General features: G+C 48.0%; 17 protein-coding genes. 10 read left to right on the top strand and 7 right to left on the bottom strand.

Features of this window, described 5'->3' with window-relative positions; translation table 11 throughout:
- Positions 1–58: 58 nt before the first annotated feature.
- Entirely contained in the window at positions 59–202 is a 144-nt protein-coding gene (locus tag ACYQ3L_RS04495; protein WP_379993505.1) for a hypothetical protein, read from the top strand.
- Between the two features lie 40 nt (positions 203–242).
- On the opposite strand, the gene ACYQ3L_RS04490 is transcribed toward ACYQ3L_RS04495, so the two are convergent.
- The 5 genes from ACYQ3L_RS04490 to ACYQ3L_RS04470 form a co-directional block, all read right to left on the bottom strand.
- On the bottom strand, positions 243–1,022 hold the full coding sequence (locus ACYQ3L_RS04490) for a copper resistance protein NlpE N-terminal domain-containing protein (protein WP_379993506.1): 780 nt from the start codon (positions 1,020–1,022) through the stop codon (positions 243–245).
- Between the two features lie 591 nt (positions 1,023–1,613).
- On the bottom strand, positions 1,614–1,928 hold the full coding sequence (locus ACYQ3L_RS04485; protein ID WP_379993507.1) for an RNA-binding protein: 315 nt from the start codon (positions 1,926–1,928) through the stop codon (positions 1,614–1,616).
- 65 nt (positions 1,929–1,993) lie between these two features.
- Positions 1,994–2,284 (bottom strand): hypothetical protein, encoded by a 291-nt coding sequence (locus ACYQ3L_RS04480; protein WP_379993508.1) that lies wholly within the window; start codon positions 2,282–2,284, stop codon positions 1,994–1,996.
- Between the two features lie 14 nt (positions 2,285–2,298).
- Positions 2,299–2,613, bottom strand: a complete 315-nt coding sequence (locus ACYQ3L_RS04475; RefSeq protein WP_379993509.1) for a ubiquitination-like system serine protease family protein — start codon at positions 2,611–2,613, stop codon at positions 2,299–2,301.
- A gap of 43 nt (positions 2,614–2,656) precedes the next feature.
- Positions 2,657–8,080 (bottom strand): hypothetical protein, encoded by a 5,424-nt coding sequence (locus ACYQ3L_RS04470; protein ID WP_379993510.1) that lies wholly within the window; start codon positions 8,078–8,080, stop codon positions 2,657–2,659.
- Between the two features lie 292 nt (positions 8,081–8,372).
- On the opposite strand from ACYQ3L_RS04470, the gene ACYQ3L_RS04465 reads away from it, so the two are divergent.
- The 6 genes from ACYQ3L_RS04465 to ACYQ3L_RS04435 all read left to right on the top strand — a co-directional run bounded on the left by ACYQ3L_RS04465 (position 8,373) and on the right by ACYQ3L_RS04435 (position 11,018).
- The gene (locus ACYQ3L_RS04465; protein WP_379993511.1) at positions 8,373–8,762 is read left to right on the top strand and encodes a hypothetical protein; all 390 of its coding nucleotides are present in this window, start codon (positions 8,373–8,375) and stop codon (positions 8,760–8,762) included.
- Between the two features lie 200 nt (positions 8,763–8,962).
- Complete coding sequence (locus tag ACYQ3L_RS04455; protein WP_465251899.1) at positions 8,963–9,241, top strand: transposase domain-containing protein; 279 nt, start codon at positions 8,963–8,965, stop codon at positions 9,239–9,241.
- Positions 9,241–9,858, top strand: coding sequence for an IS66 family transposase (locus ACYQ3L_RS04450; RefSeq protein WP_379993520.1), 618 nt, complete (start codon positions 9,241–9,243; stop codon positions 9,856–9,858). The genes ACYQ3L_RS04455 and ACYQ3L_RS04450 overlap by 1 nt, the downstream gene beginning before the upstream one ends.
- A gap of 72 nt (positions 9,859–9,930) precedes the next feature.
- Complete coding sequence (locus tag ACYQ3L_RS04445) at positions 9,931–10,317, top strand: hypothetical protein (protein WP_379993512.1); 387 nt, start codon at positions 9,931–9,933, stop codon at positions 10,315–10,317.
- Between the two features lie 6 nt (positions 10,318–10,323).
- Positions 10,324–10,686, top strand: a complete 363-nt coding sequence (gene tnpB / locus ACYQ3L_RS04440; protein ID WP_459952351.1) for an IS66 family insertion sequence element accessory protein TnpB — start codon at positions 10,324–10,326, stop codon at positions 10,684–10,686.
- A 71-nt stretch (positions 10,687–10,757) separates the two neighbouring features.
- A complete protein-coding gene (locus tag ACYQ3L_RS04435) occupies positions 10,758–11,018 on the top strand; it encodes a hypothetical protein (protein WP_379993513.1) in 261 nt (86 codons plus the stop codon).
- A gap of 48 nt (positions 11,019–11,066) precedes the next feature.
- Here the strand turns inward: ACYQ3L_RS04435 and tnpA (ACYQ3L_RS04430) are convergent, their stop codons facing one another.
- Positions 11,067–11,510 (bottom strand): IS66 family insertion sequence element accessory protein TnpA, encoded by a 444-nt coding sequence (tnpA, locus tag ACYQ3L_RS04430; protein ID WP_379993514.1) that lies wholly within the window; start codon positions 11,508–11,510, stop codon positions 11,067–11,069.
- A gap of 153 nt (positions 11,511–11,663) precedes the next feature.
- Between tnpA (ACYQ3L_RS04430) and tnpA (ACYQ3L_RS04425) the strand changes: the two genes are divergently transcribed.
- The 3 genes from tnpA (ACYQ3L_RS04425) to ACYQ3L_RS04415 are packed head-to-tail and all read left to right on the top strand — an operon-like array spanning position 11,664 to position 13,337.
- On the top strand, positions 11,664–12,071 hold the full coding sequence (gene tnpA, locus ACYQ3L_RS04425) for an IS66 family insertion sequence element accessory protein TnpA (RefSeq protein WP_379993515.1): 408 nt from the start codon (positions 11,664–11,666) through the stop codon (positions 12,069–12,071).
- Positions 12,059–12,466 (top strand): IS66 family insertion sequence element accessory protein TnpB, encoded by a 408-nt coding sequence (gene tnpB, locus ACYQ3L_RS04420; RefSeq protein ID WP_379993516.1) that lies wholly within the window; start codon positions 12,059–12,061, stop codon positions 12,464–12,466. The genes tnpA (ACYQ3L_RS04425) and tnpB (ACYQ3L_RS04420) overlap by 13 nt, the downstream gene beginning before the upstream one ends.
- Before the next feature lie 19 nt (positions 12,467–12,485).
- Positions 12,486–13,337, top strand: a complete 852-nt coding sequence (locus ACYQ3L_RS04415) for an IS66 family transposase (RefSeq protein ID WP_459952350.1) — start codon at positions 12,486–12,488, stop codon at positions 13,335–13,337.
- An 85-nt stretch (positions 13,338–13,422) separates the two neighbouring features.
- On the opposite strand, the gene tnpC is transcribed toward ACYQ3L_RS04415, so the two are convergent.
- Positions 13,423–14,146: IS66 family transposase (gene tnpC / locus ACYQ3L_RS04410; protein ID WP_459952349.1), on the bottom strand; the 724-nt coding region annotated here is incomplete at its 5' end.

Here is a 14,146-nt window from a genome sequence, read left to right as displayed (position 1 = left end):
AGAGTAGAACATAGTACGATGAAAAGTTTTATCTGTTTATGGAAGCGTCGGGGATTTTATGAAAAGGCCTGCGTATACCTGTAATGGATTGGCTGATGATATGAACAGGAAGGCAAACGGTTCCCGGAAGCCTGTTCCCGGACTGGCGCTTTCTTGCCGCCAGCGCCAATACTTCAAAAAAAAAGAAGCAGCCCGTAACTAAATTACAGGTTGCTCCGTTCTTATCCGTCAAAATTTTTTATCTATTCCGTAACCGCCACAAACCGGGCCAACGTGGAGGTTTCCCCCTCCAATGCCAGGGTGTCTCCCCGGAGGGTGTAGGATTCCGTATTTGCAAATACACCCTTTAATTTTTCCTCAACGTCCATATTGAGACACATCTTCGAGGTAGAAGCCATTTGTGAAAAAGAAAGCCCGTTGTTTGCCGTCAGCCAGTAAGTTCCATGTGTATCGTTGCACCCCATATTGCCTGTTACCTGATTATCGTCCTGCTTAAAGACGATAAACGCTTCCTTCGGGCTGCCTGAGCCGGCCGGCTTGCCGGACAGTTCTGCCAGTTTCCAGTGTTTTTCCAGTAGGTCAGGGCCGGCTTTAACCAAAATGTAATTATCGGCCAGGTCGCCGGTAATGACGTTGCCTTCCATATCCAGCTGAATAAGTGCGTCTTCGCCGACCTTAAACCGGATAGCCGGGGACCGTTCGTCCTCCTTCAGGCTGACAGCACCGCCGTCTTCGCTCCAGTCGAACGATCCCGAATAATTATATACGGCGTCTTTACTGTCCATATACTCCCTGCTGACAGTATAGGTATTATCGCCGTTCAAAACGATCTTTGTCCGGATGCCCGGACAATCGGCGCATGGGGTAATGCCCGTGTAAACGCCGTCCCAGTTCAGGCTGTTCCTTGAATTATGAGCCGCGTCGACAGCGCCGGCGGCATCCTGTTTTTCCTGTTTGCCTTTACAGGCATTCAACCCGGTCATCAGGGAAAAAATCCCCATGACTAATAAAATCTTTTTCATAAAATTTAAATTTACAATAATTATATCAATTCGAAGGCAAGGACTGTATCCGGGATTTACGGATGTTTTTTAACGCTTCGTCCTTATCATTACCTATTGTAAGCGACAGGTTATCTGGTTGTTTTCAGAGATTTAATAATCATAAAAAATAGTTTTGTAAATATATTCGGCAGAAAACGCATTGTTCCGGAACTCCGTTTTCCAAATACATACTATTGTGTAATGCCTGACTATTTCGATTAATATGCCTGGTATATTTTCATGTTGTCACGCCATACAGGCCACCTGTAACTTTTACCCGGCACCGGATTTCCGGTAATATCACGGAAAATGGCAACCAGCATATCAGAATAAAAAATCACGCTGCCGTTCCGGCCATATGCCAAAATTACTAAAAATCAATAAAACACAATGTTTTATGTAAAAAAATGTGACGGATAAAAATAAAACCGGATTGTCCCGGTCTATACGGACAATCCGGTTTTGTGTATTCTTCCGGTCACTTGGTAATATAACAATTTAACTACGACGGGACATATAACACTTATCTTATTATTTTGTGCCGTATATAAAAAGGCTTTACATAACGTATTACTCTCCATTATATATCCGTTCTACAACGGTCCACATATCGTCCGGGAGCTGCTCATCTGAAATACGCTCGCAGGCCTGTTTCAGATATTCGAGTTCCTGCACGCTGAATTCAACGTTTAAAGGAATGTCCTTTTCTACATTCCACTCGATACGTTTGGTTTCCTTATTCTCGGTAAGGCCTGTGTCATGCCTTTCCTTGTCGGAGATCTCAATTTTACGCAGGATATCCTTCTTGATATTAAACTGGGAAAAGTTTCCTTCTTTCGGTAAAATAGCCGGAATATACAGCCGGTCCTTAATCGTTAATTCCATTTTTTATCTGTTTAATATTTCCTAAGAATAGGATACCGGGATATAAGAGGTTTACGGAACCGGTATTATTTACCGGGCCGGCCTTCGGATTCGGCCTCGATTTTATTCATTATTATTTCGAAATCCCCGAAATAATCCTTAAGGGAACAGTTCTCCGGAACAGGCAGGGAACAGCTTACCGCGCCGTTCTCAAAGGAAATAACGCCGAGGTATTTTTCTTCACCGTCCATGGGTTCATACACATTCGCTTGGATACGGGTCAGCTTCGAATCCAGTACAACATATTCTATGCGGTATCCGGCATTGCCTGTATGATACTCTCCGTGCCTGATGACAGTTGTGCTTGTAATATTCATCTTGGTGTATTTTATTAAATGGTTAATGATTCATCGGTTGCTGAGTTTATTTCGATTAACTCCAAGGTCTGTTCCCGCAGTTCATGCGAACAGTCGGCCAGGTATTGTATCCTGCCGTCCTTTATAAAGGAATGGCATATCCGGTTTCCCGAAGGTGTGGGATATGTCACCAGTATAGACGGCGAGATGGTCGGCCTGTCCGTATCCCCATTAAAATCCCAGCATGGCCGGCTGTCTTTGTTGGTCCATACATGATGCCGGCACCGGCAGCCCTGGCAATAGAACTCATAGACGCCTTCACCCATTTCTTTTACTTCCCTGAATTTCATGATTTACTGTATTTCTTATTTTTATAAAGAATAGTGCTTTTGTTTACCATTTGTTTCTTCCGATAACAGCGAATGTGAAATTTGTATCCACCTGACTTCCATTATCTGCATTTACGACTCTTAACACAAAATCATACGCATTAATATATTCTACTCTAACATATGAATTTGAGTGGCCATTAGAACTATGGTCCCAATATGGTGAAGTCACTACAATATATTGAGTATGTCCCAGATTATGCTTACAGACAAAGTACCCTGTCCCGGTCCTTTCAAAAGAAGTTACCGTTAGACCATTACCCCATTGTTGATATAAAGTAGAGGTTCGTTTTACTAAAGCAGAAAACAACACACCCGGAGCATTCCAATTTTCCCCTGAGCGCTGCCCGAACTGGTGGGGCCCGTAGGACTCGATGGCATATGTTGAGCCCGCATTGGCTATAATAGAAATCCCCCTGGCTCCTGAAGCATAGGTCTGGATATTGATAGCTGTCTTTGCTGAATCCGCCCTCAGGCTGACCAGGTAGCTCGAACTCTCATTGATCCTGACATAGGACGCGCCGTTCAGGTTATCGAAATAAATACAGGAATCCCCGGCCGAGTTGGTCAGCCTGTTACCGCTGATCACAAATCCCCCGATAGTCCCTGCCGTCGCGTTGATAGTTCCCGTAACAGATACGGCGCCCGCGGCTGTCCAGCTGACATTGCCATCCGCTACCTGTCCCGAGCCGTCGTTCATCAGCTTCCATTTTGTGCCGTTCGTGATCGAACCGTCCGAGCCGAGTATAACGCTGTTCCTCGATATCTGGTTGGATGAAATGGTCCATCCGGCAATCGTCCCGCCGACGGCATTGATCCCGTTCCTGTCCAATGTGACCTTGACGGCATTGGACGCGTCCCTGACGGATATACTCCCGTTATAGGTACTTCCTCCTACTACTAACGCGGAATCCACCAGTACCTGCCCCGCTTTAACCGTACCTGTGTAAATCCCGCCGGCATCAATGGTAGTCGTGTATTTCTCCGTGGATGTAATATCGAATACGGTCGCGTAGGCTACCCGCCATTCTACCGGGGCGTCCCCGGTTCCCACAGCCCCGGTGACAGCAAAATAATGTGTGCCCGAAAAACTGTCCGTCCCGCAGGATACCTTGCAGATATATTCGCACCAGTCCCCGGTTCCGGCTACCGGCGTCAGCCATTTTTGCACGCCTCCTGTACCGATGCTGTTCGAATGGTACGAAATATTCCTGCCTGCGGGTATTTTTGCGATAATCCGGGTGATGAATACCTTGCGGTAAGAAGTCGCCGTTCCCCAGTAGAATCCACCGCAATTGGGGCTCGATGTCCCTGTATTTTTTATCACCAGCGCCTGTTTGCTGTCGTTCGGGGCATTCGTGTCGCTTGTCCGGGTGATGGTAACCGTACCGTTATTCGAATTATTATATACATTCATACCGTTATTCCCGTTGTAAAAAGTCGGGTCGCGGTATAGCATCCTGCCGAAAGCCATAGCCTGCGCCAGTTCCCTGGCCGCGTCACTTTTGGTTGTTGCGTCCGTAGCAGCGGCAGATATTGCTTCCGTCTTTTTGGTATCGGCATAGGTTTTAGCGGATGCAAGGGCGGTATTGGCTGCATTCGTCCAGTTTAGCGATACGGAGGAACCGAAGGTAACGTTGCCGGAGGCATCCCAGGCGATATTACCTCCTGCGACAGCTCCCGAGCCGTTCGATTCCAGCCGCCATTTGTACCCGCGGATACCGTTCGAGCCGATGCTGATGGCTCCCGAAGCATCCGTATAAGCCCCGGAGGTATTGTTCCTGGTTCCCCTGTAAAGGGTATCGTTATCGAAAGCCCAGCCTGCGATCCGGTTATAGATTTCCTTTCCGCCGGACTTCATATAGTTCGCGGACAGGCAGAAGTATTCCAGGTGATCCCAGGACATCATCTGGATACCGATAAAATCTGTTTTGACCGCATTGCCTGCCGACATGACCTGCCCGAAGACAAAATGCCCCGCGTTACTGCTTTGATGCCATGTCATTGTCAGTCCGTAAGGTTTGTACTGACCGGAATATACATATCCGGAGCCTGTGGATAGAGACCTTAGTTGTATAGGTGTAGCACCTGCCGTTCCGATACTTCCTATGGTAATGGTATCCGCACCGATAGTCCAACCTCCGATCTTTCCCCGTACAAAGGTACAGGTAAGGCCATTGATGTAGTCGGTATTGATAATGGAGGATTTTATGCTTGCCGCATCCAGTTTGGCGGCATTGATGCTTCCGGCAGCTATCCGGTCAGCGGAGAGTGTTCCGGCCTTGATGCTCGAAGCGTCGATACTGACGGCATTGACCTGCGCGGCGGTCAGCGTGCCTGTATAGATACCATTGGCATCGATCTTTGTCATCCGTGCGGTAACATCTTCCGGCGCCGGGGTCCAGTCCGTTAATTTATTCCCTTTTTCCAGTTGCGGGGAGTTTATCCACATCCGCCCGTTCCGTGTAACGTATACCCAGATATATACCGAAACATACCCTGCCGGAACTGCAAAAGGAATACTGAACCGCTGCCAGTCGTTATTTTTAGTTGGCACGATCCTGGCGCTTGCATGGATTTTCCTTGTGCCGCCGGCATCGACCAGGTCGACTTCCATGGTTGCGTAATTGTCAAAGGCTGAAATATCGTCACTCATGGTATACACCGATGCGACATACTTTTCCCCTTCGGTAACCGGATACTTTTGATTGACACTGGACGGCCCGCGCCATGAATCGGCCGTCAGGCCGGACTGGATAGACTTTATGCAAAAATTGCCGTTATATTTAACCGTATTGTCATAGCTTACGTTTGTTGTCAGGCTCCAATTGGCGGTGCCAAGCTGGAATCCGGAATTGAGCAGCAGGTTACGGCCCCCTACCTGTACCGCATTTACCTTATTGGATGCGTCCGTGGCCGCCGTATTTATGGCTTCTGTTTTTTTCGTGTCGGCATAAGTTTTAGCCGATGCAAGGGCGGTATTGGCTGCGTTTGTCCAGTTCAGTGATACACTGGAGCCGAATGTAATGTTGCCTGTGGCATCCCATGAAATATTACCGCTGGCTACCTGCCCGCTGCCGTCGTTATTCAGTTTCCACTTCGTGCCGTTGGTAATGGAACCGTCCGAGCCCAGCGATACGTTGTTTTTCCATATCTTAGCGTTGTCGAAGGCCCAGCCTGCAATCCGGTTGTAGACTTCCTTCGAACCCGATAAGGCTGTGTTCGCGGACAGGCAGAAGTATTCGGTATTATCCCAGGCCATCATCTGGATGCCATAGAAACTGGTTTTGATACCGGTACCGCTTGCCGCCACCTGTCCGAAAACAAGATGGCCCGCATTCTGGTTCTGGTACCAGAGCATCGATAAACCGTACAGCTTTATCCCGCCGTTATATATACTGCCGCTGCCAGTCGTCGAATTCCTCAACTGGATGGGTACGGCGCCGACACTGCCGATGCTACCCGCTGTAACCGTATCGCTGCCTATTGTCCAGCCGCCGATCTTGCCTTTGGTAACATTCAGTGTCAGGGCATCGATATTTGCCGCTGTTATCAGGGTGGATTTCAGTGCATCCGTATTGATCCGGGCTGCATCGATCGTCCCGGCTGTGATCTGTGAGGCATTGACAGTACCGGTATATATTCCGGTAGCGGAAATCTGGGTCAGCCTGGGATATGATGTTCCGCCAAGAGCCGCCAGGTTTTTATCCGCAACTGATTTTACGGTATTAATAATACTGTCCGTATCTTCCGGCGCGGGTGTATAGGATGTGCATTTTGTCCCGTATTCTACCTTAAAGTTTGAAATATACAATGTTGCTATCGTACTGCCGGATGCATTGTACAGGTCGATAAATCCATAATATGGGGACGCCAGGTAACTTGTGACATACAGGTTCTCGAATTTTACAAGCGTCCAGGCGGTAGTAAGGTCTGCCGTTTTACTGTTCTGGTCGCAAATATCGAATCCCAGCTTACCCGCCACATCCGCCTTCGCCCAGAAACTGACCGAGTAATACCCCGCTTCAGGCTGGGTAAAGTTCTGTATCCTCCATTGCGCTGATGATATTTCCTTATACCTGCCGGTATTGTCCCCGAATTTTCCGGTATCGGCTGTTCCGCCGATTTTTGCAAGGGGTATCAGGTTCCGTCCGCCGATGCCGACTGCATTTACTTTACCGGCCGCATCCACGGCTGCCGCGCTTATGGCTTCCGTTTTCTTTGTATCGGCATAGCTTTTAGCCGAAGCCAGTGCACTGTCGGCTGCATTGGTCCAGCTTAGGGAAACGGATGACCCGAATATTACATTGCCTGAAGCGTCCCAGGTAATATTTCCCCCGGCTATAGCGCCTGCCCCGGTAGATTCCAGCCTCCACTTAAAACCTCTAATCCCATTAGAGCCTATGGTGACTGCGCCCGAAGCCCCGGTATATGCCCCGGAGGTATTGTTTTTTGTTCCCCTGAATATAGAATCCGTATCGATGCTCCAGCCACCGATCTTGCCTTTGGTTACATTGAGTGTCAGGGCGTCTATATTCGCAGCTGTGATAAGGGAGACTTTCAGGGCATCCACGTTTAACCGGGCAACATCGATTGTTCCGGCTGTTATCTGGGTCGCATTGATCTTTACGGCATTTACTGTATTGGCAGACAGTGTTCCTGTAAAAACGCCGTCCTTATCTATGTAGGTGGCTCCAATCCAGTTCAGGCTGACATCGGAACCGAATTCGATCTTTCCGGTCGCGGAATTATATTTGACTGATTGGTTTCCATTGCCTAAAAGGACTGTACCGGTCGTATCGATGGAAAATGTTTTCTTTCCGTCCCTGAATCCATGAAGGCCGTCTATCGTTTCCGTTGCTACCTGCCCGGATGCGTTTAGTGTCGATAGGGCAAAGCGGCCAAGGGCCAGGCCTGTTAATGTCCCGTTAGCATTTTTTACCCCGGCGAATATCTTGGGGGTAATAACGGAGTTCGCCCCGATAACGGTCTTGTTCGTATTCCAGTCAGCTACCCAGTCCAGCAGGTTGGCGTCCGTACCGTCCTTGCCTGCAGCTCCCGCTTTGGCTTTCGACCAGGCAAATGAAAGGCTGTAAGTAATGCCGGCTATGGTAAGGGGAATAGTAACGATACCGTTATCGGGAAGGTTGGCCGTATTGGCCGCAACCGTATAGGTGATGGTCTTGTCCGTATTGTTTATGGTAACCGCAGAGAATCCCGCCGGCTTGCTTATAGAGCCGATAGTAAATGCTGTGAAGTCCGTATCCCCCTTCATTACTTTTATTGCCGATACGATGGTTACAGCATTCAGTACCGTACCATTGCTTGCCGCTGCAAACACATAACTGCTTACCGACTGGTTGATCGTGTAGGCGTCATTCAGGGTTTGTATATTTACCTGCCCGCGGGCTATAAGTTGTCTGGCCATTTTTTACCGTTTTATACGGTAAAGAATAGGGAAGGAAAGGACAAGACGTTTAACGGGTGATCTTATCGGAAAGATTTTGGTCTTAAAATAAATAGTAAGCGGTTAGACCATTGTAAGCGACCGCTCAACTACGTTCGTGTAATACTCAAATTTAAAAGTATCAATCCGATATATACCGTAGGGTTCTATCACTCTGGTTTGTACCGGATTTTTATTGGACTGCTGGTAAGCGTCTCCGGGATGACGCCTTGATGCACTTACCGTAACACTGTACTTTCGCAAACAAAAAAGTATGGAAAATAATTCCTCAGAAAGATCTCTGTCAACAGTATACATGAAAGCTGTCAAAGATTATAAAGAATGCTTAAAGACCGATCCGTATTTATCATTCAAAACCTATTGCCGGGATAATAGCATTAACTATAAAAAAATCTTAGACTGGATGCAACGCCACGGAATTTATATGAGACAGCTTCAAGATGAGGCCAGAGGTGAAGATCTAGCCAACGGCAATTGTCAGCCAACCTTTATCCAGTTCAGGCCACAAAGCCACCCGGTTATGGCGAACAGTGCTCTCAAAGGAGTCAGCATTACCTTTCCCAACAATATCAGTCTGACCTTGCAGGAATGTACGTCGGAAAGTCTGATTTCGTTATTGTCATTGTATCATCCTGAAAAGTAGCATTCTATGTTTGGCCTTAACGATAATGTAAGGTATTTTATGTGCCAGCACCCTGTGCGTATGAATAAAGGGATTGACGCATTGTTCAATCTGATCAAGTCCGAATCCCCGCTTTGCCCAATGAACGGTGATATTTATATCTTTTATGTTGTACACCACATAACCTGTTCATCAACAGGGATAGACGGATCATTAAATTATTGCATGCCGAGGATGGTGGTCTGGTTTTGTACATGAAGCGCCTGCGCGCAGCGATCGCCCGTCTGAATACCAACCTGGCCTGGTTTATGCGTCAGATGTTCGGGCGCAAGTCAGAGAAGCTGTCCCGCCTGGATCCCAACCAGCTTGGCCTGGACTTCGAGGGCTTCAACCTCAAATTGCCGCTGCAGGCACAGGCAAGTGAATCCGCGGCAGCTGAAATCGCTGAAATATCCGCACTGCCCACAAAGAAAAAGCCGTTAAACCTCGAACAGATGTGATGGAAGGCCTTCCTGTGGTGGAAGTTATCATCGAGCCGGAAAACCTGGACAGGAACCGGTATGTGCGCATAGGCGAGGAACACACAAAGACACTGGAGTTCGAGCCGGGCAAGCTTTATGTCAAGGACCGCATACGTCCCAGGTATGCGCTTAAAGACAAGCTGGAACTGCCGCGGGAAGGTGAGAAAACAGTGGTTATAGCTCCGTTGCCGCTTTTACCGCTCTACAAATGCATGTTCGGCTCCACACTGGCAGCCGAGCTCCTGATCCAAAAATATACCTACCATATACCGTTCCACCGGCAGTTGCGCCAGTTGAAAGACCTGGGTGTTATCCTGAGCGAAAGCACGGTCAACGGATGCTTCAGCCGGCTGGGGGAAGCCCTGCGCCCGTTGTACGGCAGGGTGCGGGAAATTGTCCTCTCGTCGGGGTACATACAGGCGGACGAGACCGTCCTGCCGGTCATCAGTAAGGACAAGCATAAGGCGGAAAAGGAATACCTGTGGGTAGCCCGCAGTGTGCTGGACAGGATGCACTTCTTCCATTACGAACTGGGAGACCGTAAGTATTCGGTGAACCCTGTCAAATGTGTCAAAAATATTCATCTTTGTATGTAACATCGGTAAGTGTCTCCGCGAAGACGTCTTGACGCGCATGCCGTAGCCCTGTACATTTGCAAATAAAAGATCATGGAAACGAATTCCTCAGAAAGGAGTAAATCATCATTACAGATGCGAGCTATAGAAGGTTATAAAGAATGTTTGAAGAAAGATTCGTATTTATCATTCAAATCTTATTGCCGGGATAATAACATTAAATATGTAAAAATCTTAGATTGGGCTCAACGTCGTGGAATCTTTATGAGGCAGCTTCAGGCGGCGGCGAGAGGCGAGGATATCACCAATGATGATCAACAAACTTTTATCCAGTTCAGGCCACAAAGTCATCCTGTTATGACAGACCGTGTACTCATAGGTGTCAGCATAACCTTTCCAAATAATGTCAATCTGACTTTGCAGGAATGTACAGCGGAAAGCCTGATCTCATTACTTTCATTGTATCACCCTGAAAAGTAGCACGCTATGTTTGGCCTTAACGATAATGTAAGGTACTTTATGTGCCAACACCCTGTGCGTATGAATAAAGGGATTGATGCATTGTTCAATCTGATCAAGGCCGAATCCCCGCTCTCACCAATGAACGGTGATACCTATATATTCTTTGGTCAGAACCGGCAAAACGTAAAGATATTAAAATGGGATACCGACGGTTTCCTGTTGTACCACAAGCGCCTTGAACGGGGCAGTTTTGAACTACCTAAAATTGATCCGGCTACAGGCTATTATGAGCTTTCCTGGGAAACTTTCAGCTTCATCATGTCGGGGGTCTCCCTAGATAGCGTTCGCTTCCGCAAACGCTACAGGACACGCTTTTTATCCGTTTAACTATTTAATAATCAATTAAATAAAACGAATTAAGGCTTGCTTATATCCATATTTTTTCGTACCTTTAAGGCATGGTAAGAAACAGGATGGAAGCTATATTGACGGCACAATTGGAAGCAGCCAATGTATTCAACAAGCAGTTATTAACCCAGATAGAAACGCTGTCTGCGACGATCAAATCCATAGAAGGAACCATCGCTTCCTTACAGGAAGCCTTACTTCAGAAAGACGAATCCCTCACTAAATCAGCAAATAAAATAAGAGGCATATCCAAACGTAAGTATTCGGTGAACCCTGTCAAATGTGTCAAAAATATTCATCTTTGTATGTAACATCGTATCATGATCCCATATTCAGAGCAAAATATGTATCACATGGACTTATTCCGGTATAAACCAATGGGAGAGAACCCTACGGTATATACCGGATTGATGCTTTGCTATATTGCTCACTAAACTAACGTGGTTGAGCGGTCGCTTACGGTTTAACAGGATAAGCGTGCGCAGCATTTCCGGGGAAACAGGCCCGTTAAGCCGGACGGTGACCCCATTGGGATAGGCTATCTCGCAAGTACTCTGGTTGGGTACCGGATCGCAGGAGCAGTGCGGGGGATTATCACGTCCGGGTAACCGTAATTGTCCCCTGTCATTTATCCTGACCGGGATAAAATCACCGTTTTTTGTTAACAGCTTCTTCCGCCATTCGTAGAACCGGTCCGTCAGTATCCCTTCATTCGAACAAAAGGCTTTCGGCGTTAAGCCGCTTTCCTGATAACGCGCATAAATCGTTTCAAACTGCGACAGCGTCCATTTCTTACTTTGCATATAACTCTTTTTTTTGCAAAGGTAGAAACCTTTTATTACGCTACTTGACAGGGTTCACCGAATACTTACGATGTTACATACAAAGTAAGCGACCGCTCATATACATATTGTATGACAATTTGTTTGGCAGTATTTTTGCGTCAAAAAGAAGTTATGGCAAAATACATGACAAGGGAAGAATTCGCCGTTATTTTACTACGGCAGCGGCAAAGTAGCTTAACAGTAACGGATTTTTGCCGGAACGAGGGTTATAACCGTTCACAGTTCTACGACTGGAGGCTCCGTTTCCGGATAACAGATGAAGAACTCGAGGCAACGCCGGGCTGCCGCGGCATGGCCGGTTTTGCTCCGATATCCATTGATAACGGTATCTTATCCCCGATCCATCCCGGGCCGGCTCCACTTCCCGGCAAACCGGAGAAGCAATGTACCAAAGGAAGCGATGACTCGGAGATATCGCTGGAACTTCCCAACGGAATAAAGATGAAGTTCAAAGGGCCAAACGGATGCAAAGCTGCCTTGAGCCTGATCACCAAACTTTGCGGCTCATGTTCTGCCTGAACGATTCGATGCGCTACTTCCTGTGCCCGGGCAGTACCGACATGCGCAAAGGTATGTTCAGCCTGAGCGGCCTTATCCGGGAAAAGATGGGCGGTGACGTAAGGAACGGGGATGTATACATCTTCTGCAACAAACGCAAAACAAAGATAAAATTACTCCATGCCGAATGCGGCGGTCTCGTCCTGTACGAGAAGTTGCTCGAAGAAGGTACCTTCAAATTGCCTGCATACAACCCGGAAACCAAGTCTTATCCCATGACATGGAATGATTTGGTAGTCATGGTACAGGGCATCAACGAGGACCCGCGTCAAGGTAGGCAGAGGCGGCTCACCGACCTTAAAAAACATTGGCAAACAACTGAAAATAAGTCACCGAGCCCTTGCATATCCTACTGATTTTTATTATCTTTCAAACATGAAAAAGGTAGGAATGACACCGGATAATGCAGCACGGCCACCCATATTAACCGCCGATGAACAGCTTGCCGGGCTGATGGAAATTATCCGCCAGCAGTCACAAACTATCGAGGAACTCAGAAATACGATATCCGAACTAAACGCTTCATTGGCGTGGCTTAAGAAAAAGGTCTTCGGCAAGATGAGTGAGAAGTGTAAGCCCATAAACGGTGATCCCATGCTCCCTTTTGAAGACGGAGGCTTGATGCAGATCGAAGCGGAAATCGAGGAAGCCCGTAAAAAAGCGGAAGAGCAGATACTGGTTCCAAGACCCCAAGCCGCCGTAACAACACGCAGGAACCGGATCGTTATGGATGACCTTCCGGTAGTCACCGTAATCATCAATCCGGAAGGCATCGACCTGGACGACTACGTCAAGATAGGGGAAGAACATACGCGGACGTTGGAAATGAAGCCGGGATACCTTTATGTGAAGGATACCGTACGGCCCACTTACGCGCTCAAGGACAGCAGGGATGCGGAGGAAAGGGGAGAAAAAACGGTTGTGACCGCTCCTCTACCGTTAATGCCCATATACAAAGGGATGCCCGGAGCCTCCATGCTGGCGGAGGTACTCCTCCAGAAATATGAATACCATGTTCCCTTCTACCGTCAGGTCAGGCAACTTGAGCACTTAGGAGTAAAACTATCGAAGAATACGCTCGACGGCTGGTTTAAGCCGGTCTGCGAACTGCTCAGGCCGCTCTATCTGGAGATCAAAAAGAAAATACTCTCATCAGACGTAATAGTTCGGGGAATTGCGTCCATAGATCCAGGTGCCAGCAGCCTCGGGCTTATCCATACAAAATAGACAGAGCCGTCCGGTCACATGACCGTCCGGCTCTACTTTATTCGTGTGGCAGACGGCGAACATCGCCGCCCTTGAGGGATTTATATTAATGTTGGCCCGTCGGCAGCCAGGCTCCGGGCAGCAACAGATGCAGGTCTTCCGTTTTGGTATCAGGTAACCGGTTCAGGACATCCGTAAGCCAGGCTTCGGGATTCACGCCATGCAGCCTGCATGTACCCAGCAGGGAGTAAATGATAGCGGCATGGTAAGCAGCCTGATGGCTGCCGCAGAACATATAGTTTTTCCTGCCTACGGCCAGGCCTCTAAGGCCATTCTCGGCACCGATATTGGATATCTGATATCTTCCGTCGATGACATAGCGCACCAGGCGGGGATAAATATTGTAGGTATAAGCGATTGCCTTTCCAATGAGGGACTGCGGCAATACCTTCGGATACTCATCCAGCAGCCAGCGCTCGAAAGCCTTGAGGATGGGATAGGCTTTGGCCTTACGCTCCACAGCAATTTGATCGGGAACATGACAGGTTTCCCTGAACTGCCTCTCCAACCGGTAAAGCAACTGTATTTGATCCATGGCAAAGGATGACCGGGCGGGGTCATTTTTGAGGGCTTGCTCAAATCGTCTGCGGGCATGGTCCCAGCAGCCCAGCAACAAGACATCCTTCTTGTTCTCATATATCCCGTAGGCGGCGTATGCGTCGCTTTGGACGGCTCCCTTAAAGTTTTTCAGCAGTTCTATCACCACTTTCTGCCCTCTCGAGCCGTGGTCGTAATGGAAGAAAAGCTTCCGCTCTTCCGGCGCCTTGACG

Source organism: Dysgonomonas termitidis (genome assembly GCF_054657735.1).
Note: the sequence above shows the minus strand (reverse complement) of the source record. Positions and strands in the feature narration are given on the sequence as shown.